Here is an 18,289-nt window from a genome sequence, read left to right on the forward strand (position 1 = left end):
TCTGGCTCAAGTTTGTTAAACTAATAAACAATATAACTTTTAAACTAGTCCAGAGAGGCTAGCAAGGTTGAAATCAGGAAAAATTGATTCTATTTTTACTGACAGGATTTTCTGTCAGTAAAAGTGAATTTGTTTGGATACTTTTTACACTTGCTAGGTTTCTTGGCAAGTGTTTTTTATTGCTGACCATTTTGTCAGTAAATTGAGAAGGAGAAATCATGTCAATATCAAAAGCCATTGCTGCAGATTTATTGGAAATTAAAGCGGTCAGTCTCTCACCAAGTCAACCGTTTACTTGGGCTTCAGGAATTAAGTCGCCAATATATACGGATAATCGGGTGACCTTAGCTTATCCGGAAGTAAGAAACCAAATCGAAGGGGCTTTTGCTGAATTGATTAAAGCGGAATTTCCAGAAGTTGAAGTCATTGCAGGAACTGCTACAGCAGGAATTCCTCATGGTGCAATTATTGCTGACTATCTTAAATTACCATTTGCTTATATTCGTAGCAAACCCAAAGACCATGGAGCAGGAAATCAGGTTGAGGGACGTGTGGCTAAAGGCCAAAAAATGGTTGTGGTTGAAGATTTGATTTCGACTGGTGGTTCTGTTTTAGAAGCTGTTGCAGCTGCTGAACGTGAAGGCGCTGATGTTCTTGGTGTGGTTGCAATTTTCACTTATGAATTAGAAAAAGCAAGCCGTAAATTTGCTGAGGCTGGTGTTAAATTAGCCACATTGACAACTTATTCTGAGCTGATTGAAATTGCTAAAGAAACGGGTTATGTGACAAAAGAAGAATTAGAATTACTTAAAAAGTTCAAAGAAAATCAAGAAACTTGGCAAGATTAATTTACTGACAGCTCTGTCAGTAGATCAATAGCTACTGATGAAAAGAAATTTTCAAAACGGAAGGTGAATAATGGCATTATTAATCAAAAACGGACGTCTCATTGATCCTAAGTCAAAACGCGATGAAGTAGTGGATGTTTTAATTGAAGCGAATAAAATATCAAAAATTGCTTCAAACTTAACCGTAGAAAATGCAGAAATCATAGATGCAACAGGGTTGGTCGTAGCGCCCGGTTTAATTGATGTTCATGTTCATTTTCGTGAGCCAGGACAAACGCATAAAGAAACCATTCATAGTGGTGCTAAGGCAGCGGCTGCAGGTGGTTTTACAACCGTGGTCATGATGGCGAATACAAAACCGATTTTATCTACGCCAAAAGTGCTGACAGAAACTCTAGAAATTGCTGACAAAGAAGACATTAAGATTGAAGCGGTGGGATCAATTACGCAAGATTTTGATGGAAAAAATTTAACAGATTTTGATGCACTCAGGGAAGCTGGAGCAATCGGCTTTTCTGATGATGGTATTCCACTGACAGATGCTGGAGTTTTACGTAAAGCGCTGCAAAAAGCGAAATTAACTGACAGCCTGCTTTCAATTCACGAAGAAGATCCAAATTTGATTGGAACTTTAGGAGTGAATGATGGTGAAGTGGCACATCAATGTGGTTTCACAGGAGCACCGACTGTTTCAGAATACAGTATGATAGCGCGTGATGCCATGATTGCTTACGAAACAGGCGCTCGCTTGCACATTCAACATTTATCAGCTGGAGAATCTGTTGAAGTGGTGCGATTTGCCAAAAATTTGGGAGCAAAAATCACAGCAGAAGTGACTCCACAACATTTTTCGATTACAGAACAAATGATTTTTGAGCAAGGGACAAATGCTAAACTCAATCCACCACTGCGTAGAACGGCTGATATCGATAAAATAATTGAGGGATTAAAAGATGGAACGATTGATGTCATCGCCATAGACCATGCCCCTCATACTCATGAAGAGAAAAATGTCAGCATTGATAAGGCACCATCAGGAATGATTGGATTAGAAACTTCCTTGCAACTTGGCTTGACAAACTTAGTCGCAAAAGGCCATTTAACACTCAGTGAATTACTGACAAAAATGACCGTTAATCCAGCTAAACTTTATAATTTTGATGCAGGTTACCTCGCAGAAAATGGACCGGCTGATCTCGTCATTTTTGACGCAACAACTGACACCGCAGTAAGTGAAACATTCATCTCAAAAGCTTGTAATTCGCCATTTATCAATAAACAGTTGAAAGGTAAAGTCGCTTATACAATATGTGAGGGCAAAATCATTTATCAAGGAGAATAAGAAGCACTAAGTGCTTTTTTATTTTTAAGAGATCTTATCAAAGTTAAATAAATGTCTGGCTTAAGATGTGTTATAATAAGCATATGAATTATTACGATGAATACAGTGTCGGGCATCTGGTGTTACCAAGTGCACTGCTCGCTCACTTTGATAAACTTTTCCCCTCAGCTTTCGACTTTCTAGTCTGGCTTTATTTCTATGAAAATCGGGAAATTGCGCCAAGTGATATTGCCACTCAGACAGGTAAAAGCTTAAATGATGTGAACCAAGCGATTGATCGGCTCGCAAAATTTGGCACAATGAAAGTAGCTTTGTTAGAACGAGATGGGGAGATGGAAACCTTTTTTGACACACGGCCTGCTTTTCAAAAACTTGACCAACTTGTTACGACAGGAAGCTCTGAGCTTACACAACCTCAGCAAGAAGAGGGTCAGCTTAAGACTTTGGTCAGTATGTTTGAAGCTGAAATGGGCATGATTTCGCCTGTGCAAATGGAAGAGTTAAGAGCTTGGCTGTTTGAAGAACATTATGATTTTCAGCTGATTCAACAAGCACTGCGCGAAGCAGTCCTAAATCGCAAAGTTTCTCTTAACTACATTAAGGCAATCTTACGAAATTGGAAAAATGATGGAGTGACCTCTCTTCATGATGTTGAAGAAAAGCAAAGCGAACGTTACCAAAATAAAAGTAAGGTGACGAATGAATCTTTCTATATCCCTTTAGAAGGTCCTTGGGATAACTAAATTACGGAATTAAAATTATGTTAAGCAAGAAAAAATATTTAGAAGCACTAGAAATTATCGAAGAGATGTTTCCTCAGGCCCATGGAGAATTGAATTGGGAAACACCCTTTCAGCTTTTGATCGCTACTATACTTTCTGCACAAGCAACAGATAAAGGAGTCAATAAAGCAACTCCAGCCCTTTTTGCTGCTTACCCCGATGCTGAAACGATGGCCGAAGCATCCGTTGAAGATATTGAACAAAAAATCAGAACAATTGGTCTTTATAAAACAAAGGCTAAAAATATCCTCAAAACGGCACAAATGCTTACTACTCAGTTTAAAGATGAGCTTCCTGATTTGCCAAAGGACAAAAAAGTACTCCAAACTTTGCCAGGGGTTGGACGTAAAACGGCCAATGTTGTGTTGGCAGAAGCCTATGGAATACCAGGGTTAGCAGTTGACACCCATGTTGAACGCGTCTCGAAACGGTTAGATGTTGTTCCTCAGAAAGCCTCTGTTCTAGAAGTAGAAGAAAAGCTGATGAAGTTAATTCCGAAAGAAAAATGGATTCAAGCGCACCACCACCTCATTTTTTTTGGACGCTACCACTGTACAGCAAAAAAGCCTAACTGTGAAACATGTCCAGTTTTAGAATATTGTAAATTTGGAAAGAATTATTTGAAAAAATGACTGAAATTAAATTATCGCAACGCTTACAAGCCATTGCAAATTTTGTCCCGCAAAATGCACGACTTGCCGATATTGGCTCTGACCACGCTTTTTTACCAACTTACCTCATACAGCAAAAAAAGATTAATTATGCTGTTGCGGGAGAAGTCGTACAAGGTCCCTTTGAAATCGCAAAACGTCATGTAGAAGAAGCGGATTTACATAATGAAATTTATGTAAGGAAAGCAAACGGTCTAGCTGCTATCAATGAGCAGGATGGTATTGATACTATTGTGATTGCGGGTATGGGTGGAATTCTCATCACCGAGATATTAAGTAAAGATAGGCCTTTGTTAAACGGTGTATCACGTCTGATTTTACAACCTAATAATCATGAAGATACCTTAAGAAGGTGGCTCCTCGCCCATGACTTTGTGATTTCTCATGAAAGTATTTTGCTGGAAGCTGGAAAATTCTACGAAATCATTGTTGCTGTGCCTAAAAAACAACATCCCGAATTACTGACAGAGCTGTCAGTAACTGAATATTTATTTGGACCGATTCTTCTTACTAAGAAAACAGAGTTCTTTAGGCAAAAATGGGAAAAAGAGTTAAGAACCTTAAACAAAATACTCGCTAAACTTCCTCAAAATCAGCATCAGAAACGGGAGGGTTTAGAAGAAAAAAAACAGAGAATAGAGGAGGTACTCAGTGAAAATTAAAGCACTTATGGCGCAATACGAAACATTTTGCCCACAAGAATTAGCTATGGAAGGTGATCCTGTGGGTTTACAACTTGGTGATCCAGAAAGTGAAGTCAGAAGAGTTTTGGTGACGCTTGATATTCGAGAACAAACGGTCAAAGAAGCCATTGCTCAAAACATCGATCTGATTATTGCAAAACACCCGCTTATTTTTCGCCCCTTGGACGCTCTAACCACTCTAGATACTCAGCAAAAATTAATCTGGGATTTAGCTCAACAAGGTATTGGAGTCTATACGAGCCATACCAACATCGATATTGTTTCTGGGGGATTAAATGATTACTTTTGTCAGCTTTTAGGGCTAACAGATGTTGAAACTTTCAATGATGAAGGTTTGGGACGTGTGGGTAATCTTCCAATGACAGAACTGTCAGTACTGACCGAACGTGTAAAAGAGACATTTAATCTTGATCATTTACGACTGGTGACCTACGATCGTCAATTAAAAGAAAAAATTCAACGCATAGCCATCTGTGGTGGGTCAGGCGGTAAATTTTGGCCGCAAGCCAAAGAACACGGCGCTGATCTCTATATCACTGGAGATATCTACTACCATACAGGACACGATATGCTCTCTGCTGGTCTCCTTGGAATCGACCCAGGGCATTATATCGAACAAGCATTTATCCCACTTGTAGCTAAAAAAATTCGTGCGTTTGCAACAGATGTGAGGGTCATTGAGAGTGCAAGCTCGACCAATCCATTTTATGATATTTAAAAAAAAGCCCTTATTAAGTTAAGGGCTTTTTATTTAGAAGCTAGCACTTGTTTTTCCACGAAAATCTACAATCAACAGGTTAGGACTTAGAAGCTCGGCAGTGCTCCGAAGCTCAATGAGATTGTAAGAGGTATTAAGCACTGTATACATCTCATCTTGGAAGAAGTAGGCACCATATCCTTTATAATAAATTGGTCCAAATTCAGAGTCGATTGTCGCATCAAATTCTTTTGGGACTTTTCCTTTATCGACAGCCACAATACGGTAGCGAGAAATCCCGCCAGCACATGCATCAACTGCTGTATTTTCTTCACTCAATGTATGATCGAAATCAAAGACTAAGTCAGCTTCGCCTAAATCTTTAATCTTAGTAGCAGTCTTTTCATCAAATTTAATCTTCATATCTACCTCCACTTCAAAATCAAACTCAAGAATACAAGGATTCTTGCATCTTTAAGTTCATTTTTTTATCATCTGTTTATAATGTTATTATAACATGCAGAAGGGGGAAGTACAGGAAATCTGCTTATAAATTGTAACTAGGCTTCGTAATCTTTCAAAACCCATTCATTGATAGCATAGGCAACACCAGATTCTGCGTTGGATTTCGTCACGTATTTTGCGATTTTTTTCAATTCAGCTTTACCATTTTCCATCACAACAGGGTTCCCAGCAACTTCAAGCATAGACCGATCATTTTCCTCGTCTCCGATAGCCATAACTTCATCTAGATCCAAGAAAAGTTTTTCTGCTAAGTGTTTAACGGCTGAACCTTTACTTGCTTTTTTATTCATAAACTCGAGATAATATGGAGTCGATTTTACCATGTTGTAGCGCTCGAAAAATTCGAAAGGAAGATAGGCAATTCCATCATTTAAAGCTTGAGGTTCATCAACCATCATCACTTTGGCAATTTCAAGCGCAGCTATTTCCTCAGGTTGTCTGAAGTAGAGCGGCATTTGTACCATCTGTGCCTCTTGAACAGTGTATTTACCAAGATCACGGTTTGGAGTATAAATCCCTTCACGAGTAATCGCATGAATTGGCAACCCTATTTTGCGAGCTGCTGCATCTAGATCTAACCAATCTTCTGAGGTGAGCGTCTCTTTGATAAACTCTTCCCCCGTAGCTCTTTGAACTAAGGCACCGTTGTAAGTAATGACATAGTCTCCCTGTTCGGTAAGGCCTAAAGTTTTCAGTATTTCCACTACACCAGGGAGTGGGCGCCCAGTGGTGATTACTATCTTAACACCAGCGGCTTTTGCTTTAGCGATTGTTTTTCTTACTTCTTCGGTAATTTGGCGGTTAGGGTCAAGTAGTGTACCGTCAAGGTCAATTGCAACAAGTTTAATCATCGTATTATCTTTCTATATTGGATATTTTATAATTTAGAACTTTCGTCACGTTCCTCTTTATCAAAAAAGGTGTCATTCTGAATATGTTTTGTAAATTCCGGATTTTCCATCATTTCTTTTGGAAAATAAAAGCGGCTGTTTCCATGAATAGTACCTGTAAGACTTTTTATTAAGGGAGATAAAACGGACAGCTCAGTTAGAGCTCCATCTTTTTGCAAAATTTTAATTTCTGTCCGTGGCTTTTGAGAACTTGGTCGATAAAAGTCATAGGGAAGGTCATAATTACTGTGAACGCCTGTGTAGTAGTCAGGATCATAGCCCGCTTCCTCAACCAACTGCGTCAAAATTGATAGATCGTCTAGTGAGACAGTATCACGATTAAATTTAATTGATTTTAGTAGATGACGATTAACATAAGCCCTCGCCAAATCTGCCAAGATAGGATCCTCATGCGTCATCCAAATTTGAAAATAAGTATTCATTACGCCATCATCTAAACGTAGATAATCTTCAAGTCGGTGTTCTTCCCTGAAAAAAGGAACTAAACATGGACTACTCATGGCAAAATATTCGGGGTATTTTTTATAAAGTGCTTTGGCCCGTGCTAAAAGTTTTTGAAGCAAGACTTCCATCGAACGAGAAGAAGCATGAAAATAAACTTGCATATACATTTGGTAACGACTAACGATATAATCTTCAACCGCATGCATCCCAGAATATTTAAACGCAATGCCATTTTCTGTAGGGACAATAACACGTAAAATCCAAGTTAAATCAAACTTTCCATATACAGCTCCGGTAAAATATGCATCTCGTAATAAATAGTCCATCCGATCCGCATCTATTTGGCTAGAGATAAGTTGAACCACCTGAGGATTTGGATATTCATGTGAGATAACAGAAGCGACTTTTTCTGGGAAATCAGCAGAGACTTGTCGTAAAATGGCATTGACTTCTGTTTGAGGGGAAGTAATAATTTCTCGGGTGACTGCTTCGTGGTCGGTACCAAATAACCCTTCAAACGTATGAGAATATGCACCATGTCCAACATCGTGAAGTAAGGCGGCACATTGTGTAAGCAAATTTTCATCCGGATTCCATTCTAATGGAAAGTTGAGACTAAAGTAATCTGTTATCCTCTTAGCAATATGATACACACCTAAACAGTGTGAAAAGCGCGTGTGTTCTGCCCCGTGAAAAGTAAAACTAGATGTCCCTAGTTGCTTAATTCGTCGTAACCGTTGGAATTCAGCAGTATCAATTAGAGCAGCAATTACGGGATGCGTCACAGTGATGTAATCATGGACAGGGTCGCGGAAAACTTTTTCCAAGTGAGACCTCCTCTTAAGACTCTAAATATGACTTTAGAATGTTGTTTTTAAGTTAAGAGTCTTTTCTTTATTATACCGTATTTTTCTGCAAAATGCTGAACGATTAGTATGGACAACTCCCTTATCTAGGATTTCTATTCTCATGAATATTATAGTAAAATAAACATATGAAAATTACGATTCGCAATAGAGTAAAGATTGATCAACAAGAAGAATTGATTAAAGAAACCTATAACGCACAAATAAAACAAAGTGCTCAGCATACTCTTATAATGTATAAAAATGGAGAAAATGAAAAGGTACTATTAAAGATCAATGATGCAGAGGTAACGATGACACGTTATTCAAGGCAGGCAGTTAAGATGCGTTTTAATCCTGAAATTCCGAGTCATACCACTTACGAAGGCGTTGGGAAACTCTCCATTTTCACGCATCAATTAGATCTTAATTCTTCAAAAGGTCAACTTAAAATAAAATATCAATTGTCGCAAGGTGAGATGAGTATTGGGGAATATCATTTGAGGATTGATTGGAGTGAAGTGCCCGATGTGAAAGAAGAGGAAAGTTAACAATGGAAAAAATACATCTCCCCAAGGAATTATATGACAGGCTTAACTTGAGCGAGGATGAAGAAATAGAAGTAGTCGCCTTGGAAGCAGATAGTTTTACAATTCGTAAAGTTAACGTCACCAAAACGGACCGAGCGGCAACGTGGTTTATTCTACCAACGATTATCGCTTCCTTGATCTTTATTGCTTTTGCCTTTTTCTTGGAACACCCTCATGTCATACCGCTATCCGGTAATGAATCCATTGCGACAGCGGTTATTATTATTGCTAATGCAATTGGAATGTTCACTTTTATTGGTGCTTATTATAAGCGTCGGCAAGATTTCTACCGACAAATGGGAAAACGAATATTTTGGCGGACTTTTGCAACAGTTGTGTTTTCAGTTTTGCTTATTCTTGTCTTATCGACCATCGCGTTCTTCTGGTTTTTAGGACAAATATTTTACGGCGTCAATTTTGGTTTATTTACCTCAACCTTAATTTTTGGAATTTTTTCTGGGATTATTAACTATCTGATGATTTTTGTTGTAGATACATTCTCCATTAATGTGATGGTTAATATGCTCTTGATGGTTTCAATTGGTGGACTGGTTTCCAGTATGGCCACAAATGGTGATCAATATTGGTGGCAGCGGAATTTTAGTTTATTAGGAACACAAGCTTCGCACTCCAGCTGGCAGTTTAATCTGACCCTCATAGTCTCCGCTGCTCTATTTGCAGCTTTAGTAGATTATATCTTTGTCTCTTTAAGACAAAAGATTGGTACTCACCTTCGACAATCTATCCTGCAGGTTCTATTAACCTTGTGCGCTATTTCAATTGGATTGGTTGGTCTAATTCCCAATAATGGTGGATGGATGCATGTTGCTCATGATGTAGTAGCCCAATTGATAGTATTCTTTATGGGACTTTCTATTTTAGGAATTCGTTGGTTCTTACCTCAGGCAACACGGAACCTCTATCGCATGTCTTATTTAATTGTCGGCTTAATCTTTTTATCTTATCTGTTATGGCATCCGATTCATTATCTCACCCTTACTGCTTTTGAAATCTTGTCCTTCTCTCTTAGTTTTGCCTGGCTCCTTCTTTTAGTCAACTCCTTAATCAACATGCTTTGGAATGACCAAAAGCTTTACCGAGTAGGACTTAATCCACAAACCACAGACGCAAAAAAAAAAAAGGAAAAAGAAAATAATAAGGGTTGAAATCCTCTTGAAGAAGTAGTATAATAATATAGTTGTCTTTGTGAAGTCTCATAAAGTGCAACCGCACGAAGTTTCGTATGAAGTGGCATAAGCCCACGAACTAAGGCGAGTCTAACAGTCGCTTGACTCAAAAAGCGATGAAATCTAACAAGGAGGAATCACAATGTCAAACTATGCAATCATCAAAACTGGTGGTAAACAAGTTAAAGTTGAAGAAGGTTCAGTAATCTACGTTGAAAAACTCAATGTTGAAGCTGGTCAAACCGTTACTTTCGACGAAGTTATCTTTGTCGGAGGCGAAACAACTAAAGTTGGTGCACCACTCGTTGAAGGCGCAACTGTTGTTGGTGAAGTCGAAAAACATGGTAAGCAAAAGAAAGTTGTTACTTTCCAATACAAACCTAAAAAACACTCACACCGTAAACAAGGTCACCGTCAACCATACACTAAAGTTGTTATCAAATCAGTTAACGCTTAATTATGATTGAAGCTTGTATCAGGACAAAAAGAGACAAAATTGTTTCTTATGAAATCTCAGGACATGCTGAATCTGGCGAGTACGGACACGATGTGGTTTGTGCGGCAGTCAGCGTTCTATCGATTACAACGGCGAATAATATCTATGATATGGCTCACATTAAACCTGTGACGCATATGGAAGAAGGTTATCTCTATGTTGAAATCCCTTTGAGCACACCTGAAAAACAAGGCGTATTGGCACAAACCTTGCTCGAAGCCTTTGCAAATGCAATGAAAGCAGTTGAGAAAAATTATGGCCAGTACATTACACTTAAATTTGAAAATGGAGGGCAATAACATGCTTGAACTTAATCTGCAACTCTTCGCCCACAAAAAAGGTGGGGGTTCTACTTCCAATGGACGTGACTCACAAGCTAAACGTCTCGGTGCTAAAGCATCTGACGGTGAACTTGTAAGCGGCGGTTCAATCCTTTTCCGTCAACGTGGTACACATATCCATCCAGGTACTAACGTTGGCCGTGGTGGCGACGATACTCTCTTCGCTAAAATCGAAGGAACTGTTAAATTCGAAATGAAACGTGGTAAAAAACACGTCTCAGTTTATCCAGTAGTGGCTAAATAAGAATTATAAAATCTATCTTGTGAAGATAGATTTTTTTATTGCTTAATGAGGAGTAGAAGAGATTACTGATGTAATGTTTCTCGAAGTTGTCATGCACTATGACTTTTTGAACGTTTGTACTTTCAAAGTCAATTAATACTAGGGTTGTTAAATGACACGACCAATGGCATCGTTCATCGACTTGTGCTATAATGTAAGAAAATGCTTAATTGGAGATTGCTTATTTGACTAAAAGTTCGATTGAATTTAAAATAGAAAATCCAGAGGATACTAGCCTTCTTTTTGGAGTACAAGACAAGTTTCTAAAATTGGTTGAGGCGCAAATGGGCGTGGAGATTAATTATCGGGGTGAAATGGTTCAAATTTTCTCGCCAGATGAACAACAAGGCGAAAACGCTCGAAAGGTGTTGCAGGCTTTACAAGTTCTTGTAAGAAGAGGCGTTCCTGTTCAAACATCAGATGTTATAATTGCTATCAAAATGGTTTTGAATGATGACATTGAAAATTTTACCAGCCTTTATGAAATTGAATTGACAAAAGATGCTTATGGCAAACCAATTCGTCTGAAAAATTTAGTACAAAAAACATATGTCGATGCAGTCAAATACCATGATATCGTCTTTGGTATTGGTCCTGCGGGGACAGGTAAAACTTTTCTTGCGGTCGTTATGGCTGTCCAAGCTTTACGTAACGGTGTTGTCAAACGGATTATTCTTACACGTCCAGCAGTAGAAGCTGGGGAAAGTTTAGGATTTTTACCTGGGGACTTACAAGAAAAAGTCGATCCATATTTGCGTCCAGTTTATGATGCTCTTTTTCAAATACTGGGAAAATCAGCAACAGAGCGGATGATGGAGCGTGGGATTATTGAGATAGCACCCTTAGCTTATATGCGTGGTCGAACACTTGATGACGCTTTCGTCATTTTAGACGAAGCTCAGAATACCACAACCATGCAAATGAAAATGTTCTTAACAAGACTTGGTTTCAATTCCAAAATGATTGTAAATGGAGACAGTTCACAAATTGACTTGCCGGGTAAAGTGAAATCTGGACTTATTGATGCTAAAGAAAAATTAAGTGCTGTTAAAGCTATCGACTTTGTCTATTTCACAGCGAAAGATGTGGTACGTCATCCGGTTGTTGCTGAAATTATTAAAGCTTACGGTGATGATTAAAAGTGCTTTTATACAAACTTGCTGACAAGGCTGTCAGTATTTGACTTAAGAGAAATAACAACTGATGAAGACTCAGTTTTTAATAGGAATAAACATGTATATCGAATTAGTAGATGAAACAAATAAAGTGCCAAAAGAAATTATTGAACAAACAAAGCACATTCTCAATTTTGCTGCTGAAAAATTAGGGTTGAGGCCTTCAACGGAAATGGCCGTGACTTTTGTAGATAATGCACGTTCACACGAGCTTAACTTGCAATACCGAGATACGGACCGTCCGACTGATGTTATTTCACTTGAATACAAGCCAGATGAAGAGGAATTTTTCTTTGATGAAGAAATGGACATTCCAGAAGAACTGTTGGAAGAAATGGATCCCTTTATTGGAGAGCTCTATATTTCGATTGATAAAGCACAAGAACAGGCGCAGGATTTCGGACACTCACTGGAGCGTGAATATGCGTGGCTTGCAGTCCACGGCTTTTTGCACATTAATGGTTACGATCACTATCCTGTGGGCGGACCTGAAGAAGCGGAAATGTTTGGACTGCAAGAGGAGATTTTAACTGCTTATGGACTCACACGATAAGGATGTAAAGCTTTTCAAGAAAAAAGATTTTAATAATGGAAATATCCCTGAAAAAAAAGAGCGTTCCCGTTGGAAAAATCCCAATCTACTTTCCAGTTTAGATTTTGCCCTTTCAGGAATTTGGACAGCTTTTAAAGAAGAAAGAAATATGCGTAAGCACGTTTTTTCAGCAATTGCGGCTATTATTTTTGGACTTATTTTTCAAATTTCTGAATTTGAGTGGCTCTTTTTACTTCTGGCTATCTTTTTAGTATTCATGGCTGAATTATTTAACTCGGCGATAGAGAATGTAGTGGATTTAGCTTCTGACTATCAATTTTATATGCGTGCAAAGCGCGCTAAAGATATGGCGGCAGGTGCAGTACTTGTGATTTCAGGTTTTGCTCTTATTGTTGGTTTAGTTATATTTTTACCTAAAATTTGGCAATTCTTTTTTTAGAAAAGTGTACAAAGATGGGAAGAGAAAAGGAATTTATTACCCTGCTACGAGCTAATAATGAGCTCATGGTTATTTTAGACGAAGTCGCTACTTTAAATTTGCCGAATTACTATATTGCTGCTGGGAGTATCTTTCAGACGGTTTGGAATCAGGTTGATTCGAAATTACCGATGCATGGTGTAGAGGATATTGATGTGGTATATTTTGACGACCATGTTACAGCTGACCAAGCTGTCAGTAAAGATCATGCACTCGAAAAGGAATTATCTCAAAAATTTCCTTTCACTTTTGATGTCCACAATGAGGCATATATGCATTTATGGCGAGGCGGTAATAAAAAGCCTTATCAATCGACGGAAGATGCGATAGGCCGTTGGATTGCGACTGTGCATGCTATAGGGATTACGGGAACATCAAAACACCTTGAGTTTTATGCCCCTTATGGTCTCGATGATATATTTACGAAAACCCTTCGCCCTATTATTCATAAGGATAACAATAAGGAACTTTACGAGAAAAAAATAAAAAGTTGGCAAACACGATTCTCACACTTGAGGATTATCGCATGGCCAGAGAAGTGAAGAACAAATGACATGCTACTCTATTGGCATGTTTTTTTTTTAGGAATTTTTTAAGTTTAGTTTAACGACAGAGTGAGAAGGTCTTGACAGTGTTGCATCCAGCTTCTTTTAATGTCTTACAGGCATGAACCAGAGTAGCTCCAGTGGTATAAATATCGTCCACTACTATTATTTTTTCTGGAATACCGCTATTTTCCTTTATTTGGAAAGGGTTGGTGTGGGTCAATCGTTCTTCGCGTGTAAGTGAACTTTGAGGCTGGCTTTCTTTTTTTGTAAGAAGATGTTGGAGAGGGAGTTTTTCCATAAAAGCTGCAACCTGGTTAAAGCCTCGCTCTTGATAACGCTCTGGACTTAAAGGAATAGGAACAATTGTAAACTCCTTTTTGAATTTAAAGTAACTTTTAAACACTTGATGCAACTGATAATCACCCATGAATTTGTAGCGACTAAAAAACTGTTGCATTGAGTCATTATATTTAAAAATTGCCTGATGATTGATTATAATTCCTTTTCGTTCCCATTCTTGACAGTCTTGGCAGATTTCTTTCTCTCCAGATTTATAGCAGCGTGGGCAATGGTCCGCCCCAATTTTTATAAATGTATTTTTACAAGTCAAACAGAGATAAGAAGGATTGCTCTTCAGAGTGATAAGTGCTTGAAAATCAATTGAGGGTGTAAGCGCTTTGGCCTGGCAGATTAAACAATTCATGAGAGGCTCCCTTTAAGATTACTTTTTTTAATTTCTTGTCTTGCTTTCGTCATTGCTCTAGTGCGTCCTTCGTGAAAAAAATAAACGAGACCATTAGGGCGTTCAGACGAGCGTCCGACACGCCCAGCCATTTGAATTAAAGATGATTTTGTAAAATTTGAATGCTCGGCATGGTTAACAAAAACATCAACTTTAGGGAAAGTAACTCCTCGCTCAAGAATGGTTGTAGAGACGAGAATATCTAATTCTCCTTGGCGAAATTGTTGGATATACTCCTGTCGTAAAGAAGTTTTAGAAGAGACGCACGCTATTTTCTCATGAGGGAAATTTTTTTGTAATTTTTGAGTTAAAAGTTGCCCTGCTTGAATTTCAGCTGCAAAAATGAGTAATGGGAAACCTGTTTTGCGCTGTTTTTTTATCTTCTTGATAAGTTGTGTGTGCCAAAAAAAGCGTGGTAAAATGAGGGGCGACTGATGGAAACGCTGATTAAGCTCCAGTTGTTTTAACGTCCCATTTTTTATCTGCTGCTCTAAATAATTCGTTGAAGTAGCTGTGAGATAAAGAAGTTGTGCCTCTTTTTTCAGCGCCTTTTTCAGTGCAAAATAGAGATAAGGACTTTCAGAGAATGGAAAGGCATCCACTTCATCCACAATAATTAAGTCAAAAGCTGCTTGGAAGCGGAGGAGTTGATGAGTTGTTGCGACAACAAGAGGGGAACGAAAATAAGACTTTCCATGCCCATAAAGGAGAGGAATAGCGCAGGAAAAGTCGTGACTTAATCTGTTATGTATTTCTATGCAAACATCTATTCTAGGACTCACAAAAGCCACGCCTTTTCCACTTTTAAGAAATTGATTAATGAGAGGATAAGTCATCTCTGTTTTACCAGCGCCAGTCACAGCGCGTACTAATGTATGAAATTGTTTTTTGCTATTACTGACCAGTTGGTCAGCAATATTTTGTTGAGCGGGTGTCAATTTTCCTCTCCATCTCAAATAATGGCCAGCTTGAAACTCTTCTTGAGCAAAAGCATAAAGCCATTCATCAGACCGCACTCTCCCTAAATTGATACAAGTAGGGCAATAAAAACACCCTAAAGGGAGTTGGACCTCATGTTTGAAATGAAGGCTGCCACAGCGATTGCATTGTATCTGTCGTTTGTTAACTGAAAACATTCCTTGGATTTTTGTTACTTTAGCGTTTCTCAAAACCTTTTGGGGAGTTATAAGAAATTTATCTTTATTATCACTGACAGGCTGGTCAGTAGCTTTTAGATCGTTTTCTAAGAGGAGTCGTCCATAAAATTGTTCCATATCTTACTATACGGAAATGCTGTTAAATCATCACCAAATTTGTTAAAATCATAAGCATGACCATAACGATAAAAAATGATTTCACCCATGAAGAAGAAATAAAAAAGTCACGTTTTATTTGCCACCTCAAGCGGATAGAAAATGAACAAGAAGCACGAGCGTTTATTAATCAAATTAAAAAGGAACATTGGAAAGCCAATCACAATTGTTCAGCATATACTTTAGGTGATCGCCAGGAAATACAGCGAAGTAGTGATGACGGTGAACCTTCAGGCACAGCAGGTGTACCCATGCTTGAAATCTTAAAAAAGAAAGAACTGATCAATGTTTGTGCTGTCGTCACTCGTTACTTTGGAGGGATAAAATTAGGAGCCGGGGGTCTGATTAGGGCTTATGCGGGCGCAGTAAATCATGCGATTGAAGCAGTAGGTTGTGTGGAGTTTGTTGTACAAAAAGAGTTAGTTCTAACATTAGATTATGCCCTCTATGATAAGTTACAACGTTACCTTGCTAGTCGAGATATTGAAATTATTGAGCCCGTATTTTTGTCTGACATTACTGTCAAATGTTTTATTGAAGAGGATCAGGTCAAATCATTCTTGTCAGAGCTGACGGAGGATTTTAATGGAAAAATTAGCATTCTTAAAGGAAAAACGCAGCTTATTGAAAGAGAAATAAAGGATTGATTTATTGGTGAGTTTAAAGCTTTAACAAGATTAAAATATGGTAAAATAGGTTCAATAACTAATTAGAAGAGGAACCCCATGAAACTATTCAGAGGCTCATTTATTGTCACGCTTTTTGCCCTTATTATCGCGTTTATCTATGGCGGATGGAATGGACTTTTTGTCACATTTATTTTAGCTGTTTTAGAAATTTCCTTATCAATTGATAATGCTATCGTAAATGCGCGAATCCTAGAGAGGATGAGTCCAGCCTGGCAAAAGATGTTTTTGACCGTCGGGATTCTCATAGCAGTAGTAGGGATGCGCCTCATTTTTCCCTTGCTTATAGTAGGTGTTTCGGCTCATATAGATCCTATTAGCGCGCTACGCTTAGCCTTAGCAAAAGGTGATCCTCAAGTAATGGGTACGTATGGCTATATTTTGCACCATGCACATCCTCAAATTGCAGCTTTTGGTGGCATGTTTTTACTGATGTTGGCTTTAGGCTTTTTCTTTGATCAGCGTGCTTATACCTGGTTAAAATTACCAGAAAAACTTTTGCAGCGTATCGGTCATTTCCCTGCTGCGAATGCAATTATTTCACTAGGCTTGCTATTACTTGTTTCTGAAACGTTGGCTGTAGAGTCACATACGATTTTATTTGCTGGCTGTTTGGGAATTTTGACTTTCTTATTAGTTGATGGCTTTGGTGACATGATGAGCCATTCAAAGGCAACTTCAACGACTAATTTTATTATCGCTACAGGAAAAGCTGGTTTTGCTCTCTTTCTCTACCTCGAAGTCATTGATGCTTCCTTTAGTTTTGACGGGGTCATTGGTGCTTTTGCAATTACCTCAGATCCTATTATCATTTTGTTAGGTTTAGGTGTTATCGGAGCGATGTTTGTTCGGAGCTTAACTCTGTACCTTGTCAAAAAAGGAACACTTAACGAGTTAGTTTATTTAGAGCATGGGGCTCATTGGGCGATTTTGACCTTAGCAATTTTAATTTTAGCAAGCATCAAGTGGGAAATTGGTGATGTTATCACTGGACTCATAGGAGCAGTAATTATTGGTCTGTCTTTCACTTCTAGCATTGTTTATAATCGCAGACATTAATCTATTGCTTTGCTCAAGCACAATAAAGCAAAATAAAAAAGTTTGATTTAAAAACTGATCAAAGGAGATGCATCAATGAAAGCTTTATATTTTGACAAATTTGGTGATTCGGACGTTCTGAAATATGGAGAGCAGCCAGAACCAGTTCTTAAGGATGACGAAGTATTAGTAAAGACTTCTTTTATCGGTTTAAATTTTGCTGATATATATCGGCGCAGAGGTGAGTATACAATTGCCCAAAGAGCGCCTTATATTAATGGCTATGAAGGTGCTGGTTTTATCGTAGAATCAAGATATAAGTGGCTTATTGGTAAACGGGTACTATTTGTCGATGTTCCTTTTGCAAATGCTTCTTTTGTAGCGGTACCTAAAGCGCATCTCATTATTTTACCAGATGATATTTCTCTAGAACTGGCGGCTAGTATTGGGCTACAAGGTCTGACTGCTGATTTTTTAGCGCATGATTTAGCTAAAGATCAACAAGGAGCTAAAGTCTTTATTTCTGGCGTGACAGGAGGAGTTGGACAGATCCTTAGTCAAATGCTCCGCGCTGATGGGATGAGCGTGTATGGCTCTGCTTCAAAAGAAAAAGTGGCTACTGCCATAAAACTTGGAGTAAAAGAAGTTTTTCCAAGTCGAGAATTTTCTTGGGTTGAGCAACAGAGTCAGCAATTTGATACCGTTTATGATGGGATTGGCTCAACCTTAAATCAATCTATTAAACTACTTAAAAATCGAGGGAAAGTTGTTCTTTTTGGTATGGCTGGAGGCCAGCCACCACAAATAGATTTTGTAAATCTTTTTTCTCAATCAAAGAATATCCTCACCGGTGATTTATGGCATTTTCTAACGTCTTATGAAGAAAGAAATAGCCGTGCTAAACGCCTGTTTAACTATTTTTTAGAAGAAAAAATTACGATTACCCCACCTACCATTTTTCACCTTTCTGATGGAAAGGCAGCCCATGACTATTTAGAAAAGGGGAAGAACGTAGGAAAAATCCTCTTGGTTCCGTAGTGTTGAGGTTTCTCTTGACAAAATGGGAAAATAGGGCTAGAATTTATAGGTA

23 protein-coding genes and 1 other annotated feature are annotated in these 18,289 nt (G+C 38.3%); of the genes, 18 read left to right on the forward strand and 5 right to left on the reverse strand.

Annotated features, from left to right (window positions below; genetic code table 11):
- Positions 1 to 218: 218 nt before the first annotated feature.
- The 6 genes from pyrE (at position 219) to JKP71_RS01630 (ending at position 5,065) form a co-directional block, all read left to right on the forward strand.
- Positions 219 to 848, forward strand: coding sequence for an orotate phosphoribosyltransferase (pyrE, locus tag JKP71_RS01605; protein ID WP_200406777.1), 630 nt, complete (start codon positions 219 to 221; stop codon positions 846 to 848).
- A gap of 70 nt (positions 849 to 918) precedes the next feature.
- Complete coding sequence (locus tag JKP71_RS01610; protein WP_200406778.1) at positions 919 to 2,190, forward strand: dihydroorotase; 1,272 nt, start codon at positions 919 to 921, stop codon at positions 2,188 to 2,190.
- 83 nt (positions 2,191 to 2,273) lie between these two features.
- Complete coding sequence (locus tag JKP71_RS01615; protein WP_200406779.1) at positions 2,274 to 2,933, forward strand: DnaD domain-containing protein; 660 nt, start codon at positions 2,274 to 2,276, stop codon at positions 2,931 to 2,933.
- A 17-nt stretch (positions 2,934 to 2,950) separates the two neighbouring features.
- The gene (gene nth, locus JKP71_RS01620; protein ID WP_075524636.1) at positions 2,951 to 3,604 is read left to right on the forward strand and encodes an endonuclease III; all 654 of its coding nucleotides are present in this window, start codon (positions 2,951 to 2,953) and stop codon (positions 3,602 to 3,604) included.
- Entirely contained in the window at positions 3,601 to 4,305 is a 705-nt protein-coding gene (locus JKP71_RS01625; protein WP_200406780.1) for a tRNA (adenine(22)-N(1))-methyltransferase, read from the forward strand. Before nth ends, JKP71_RS01625 begins: the two co-directional genes overlap by 4 nt.
- Entirely contained in the window at positions 4,295 to 5,065 is a 771-nt protein-coding gene (locus JKP71_RS01630; RefSeq protein WP_200406781.1) for a Nif3-like dinuclear metal center hexameric protein, read from the forward strand. The genes JKP71_RS01625 and JKP71_RS01630 overlap by 11 nt, the downstream gene beginning before the upstream one ends.
- Positions 5,066 to 5,098: 33 nt before the next feature.
- On the opposite strand, the gene JKP71_RS01635 is transcribed toward JKP71_RS01630, so the two are convergent.
- The 3 genes from JKP71_RS01635 to JKP71_RS01645 form a co-directional block, all read right to left on the reverse strand.
- Complete coding sequence (locus JKP71_RS01635; RefSeq protein WP_075524639.1) at positions 5,099 to 5,467, reverse strand: iron-sulfur cluster biosynthesis family protein; 369 nt, start codon at positions 5,465 to 5,467, stop codon at positions 5,099 to 5,101.
- 137 nt (positions 5,468 to 5,604) lie between these two features.
- Positions 5,605 to 6,420 carry a sugar-phosphatase gene (gene yidA, locus JKP71_RS01640; protein ID WP_075524640.1) on the reverse strand — a complete coding sequence of 272 codons (816 nt, stop codon included), beginning with the start codon at positions 6,418 to 6,420 and terminating at the stop codon, positions 5,605 to 5,607.
- A gap of 26 nt (positions 6,421 to 6,446) precedes the next feature.
- On the reverse strand, positions 6,447 to 7,751 hold the full coding sequence (locus tag JKP71_RS01645) for an HD domain-containing protein (protein WP_200406782.1): 1,305 nt from the start codon (positions 7,749 to 7,751) through the stop codon (positions 6,447 to 6,449).
- A 167-nt stretch (positions 7,752 to 7,918) separates the two neighbouring features.
- Here JKP71_RS01645 and JKP71_RS01650 point away from each other — a divergent pair, with 167 nt between their 5' ends.
- The 9 genes from JKP71_RS01650 (at position 7,919) to JKP71_RS01690 (ending at position 13,414) form a co-directional block, all read left to right on the forward strand.
- Positions 7,919 to 8,320 carry a YwiB family protein gene (locus tag JKP71_RS01650; protein ID WP_200406783.1) on the forward strand — a complete coding sequence of 134 codons (402 nt, stop codon included), beginning with the start codon at positions 7,919 to 7,921 and terminating at the stop codon, positions 8,318 to 8,320.
- A 2-nt stretch (positions 8,321 to 8,322) separates the two neighbouring features.
- Entirely contained in the window at positions 8,323 to 9,525 is a 1,203-nt protein-coding gene (locus tag JKP71_RS01655; RefSeq protein WP_200406784.1) for an AbrB/MazE/SpoVT family DNA-binding domain-containing protein, read from the forward strand.
- A gap of 49 nt (positions 9,526 to 9,574) precedes the next feature.
- Positions 9,575 to 9,648 (forward strand) — a sequence feature (ribosomal protein L21 leader region).
- A 40-nt stretch (positions 9,649 to 9,688) separates the two neighbouring features.
- Entirely contained in the window at positions 9,689 to 10,003 is a 315-nt protein-coding gene (gene rplU, locus JKP71_RS01660; RefSeq protein ID WP_003130644.1) for a 50S ribosomal protein L21, read from the forward strand.
- A gap of 2 nt (positions 10,004 to 10,005) precedes the next feature.
- The gene (locus tag JKP71_RS01665) at positions 10,006 to 10,341 is read left to right on the forward strand and encodes a ribosomal-processing cysteine protease Prp (RefSeq protein WP_075524643.1); all 336 of its coding nucleotides are present in this window, start codon (positions 10,006 to 10,008) and stop codon (positions 10,339 to 10,341) included.
- Between the two features lies 1 nt (position 10,342).
- Positions 10,343 to 10,627 carry a 50S ribosomal protein L27 gene (gene rpmA, locus JKP71_RS01670; RefSeq protein ID WP_003130646.1) on the forward strand — a complete coding sequence of 95 codons (285 nt, stop codon included), beginning with the start codon at positions 10,343 to 10,345 and terminating at the stop codon, positions 10,625 to 10,627.
- A 224-nt stretch (positions 10,628 to 10,851) separates the two neighbouring features.
- The gene (locus JKP71_RS01675; protein ID WP_200406785.1) at positions 10,852 to 11,805 is read left to right on the forward strand and encodes a PhoH family protein; all 954 of its coding nucleotides are present in this window, start codon (positions 10,852 to 10,854) and stop codon (positions 11,803 to 11,805) included.
- Between the two features lie 94 nt (positions 11,806 to 11,899).
- Complete coding sequence (gene ybeY / locus JKP71_RS01680; RefSeq protein ID WP_200406786.1) at positions 11,900 to 12,394, forward strand: rRNA maturation RNase YbeY; 495 nt, start codon at positions 11,900 to 11,902, stop codon at positions 12,392 to 12,394.
- Complete coding sequence (locus JKP71_RS01685; RefSeq protein WP_200406787.1) at positions 12,378 to 12,833, forward strand: diacylglycerol kinase family protein; 456 nt, start codon at positions 12,378 to 12,380, stop codon at positions 12,831 to 12,833. Before ybeY ends, JKP71_RS01685 begins: the two co-directional genes overlap by 17 nt.
- Positions 12,834 to 12,847: 14 nt before the next feature.
- Complete coding sequence (locus JKP71_RS01690; RefSeq protein ID WP_200406788.1) at positions 12,848 to 13,414, forward strand: nucleotidyltransferase family protein; 567 nt, start codon at positions 12,848 to 12,850, stop codon at positions 13,412 to 13,414.
- Between the two features lie 61 nt (positions 13,415 to 13,475).
- Here JKP71_RS01690 and JKP71_RS01695 read toward each other — a convergent pair whose 3' ends face one another.
- Entirely contained in the window at positions 13,476 to 14,123 is a 648-nt protein-coding gene (locus JKP71_RS01695; protein WP_200406789.1) for a ComF family protein, read from the reverse strand.
- Positions 14,120 to 15,436, reverse strand: coding sequence for an ATP-dependent helicase ComFA (locus JKP71_RS01700; protein WP_200406790.1), 1,317 nt, complete (start codon positions 15,434 to 15,436; stop codon positions 14,120 to 14,122). The genes JKP71_RS01695 and JKP71_RS01700 overlap by 4 nt, the downstream gene beginning before the upstream one ends.
- 56 nt (positions 15,437 to 15,492) lie before the next feature.
- Between JKP71_RS01700 and JKP71_RS01705 the strand changes: the two genes are divergently transcribed.
- The 3 genes from JKP71_RS01705 to JKP71_RS01715 all read left to right on the forward strand — a co-directional run bounded on the left by JKP71_RS01705 (position 15,493) and on the right by JKP71_RS01715 (position 18,237).
- A complete protein-coding gene (locus tag JKP71_RS01705) occupies positions 15,493 to 16,122 on the forward strand; it encodes a YigZ family protein (protein WP_200406791.1) in 630 nt (209 codons plus the stop codon).
- Positions 16,123 to 16,200: 78 nt separating this feature from the next.
- Complete coding sequence (locus JKP71_RS01710; protein ID WP_200406792.1) at positions 16,201 to 17,220, forward strand: DUF475 domain-containing protein; 1,020 nt, start codon at positions 16,201 to 16,203, stop codon at positions 17,218 to 17,220.
- Positions 17,221 to 17,295: 75 nt separating this feature from the next.
- Complete coding sequence (locus tag JKP71_RS01715) at positions 17,296 to 18,237, forward strand: zinc-binding dehydrogenase (RefSeq protein WP_200406793.1); 942 nt, start codon at positions 17,296 to 17,298, stop codon at positions 18,235 to 18,237.
- Positions 18,238 to 18,289: the final 52 nt, after the last annotated feature.

Source organism: Lactococcus taiwanensis, assembly GCF_014905395.1.
In the GTDB taxonomy this organism is placed as follows: Bacteria; Bacillota; Bacilli; order Lactobacillales; family Streptococcaceae; genus Lactococcus; species Lactococcus taiwanensis.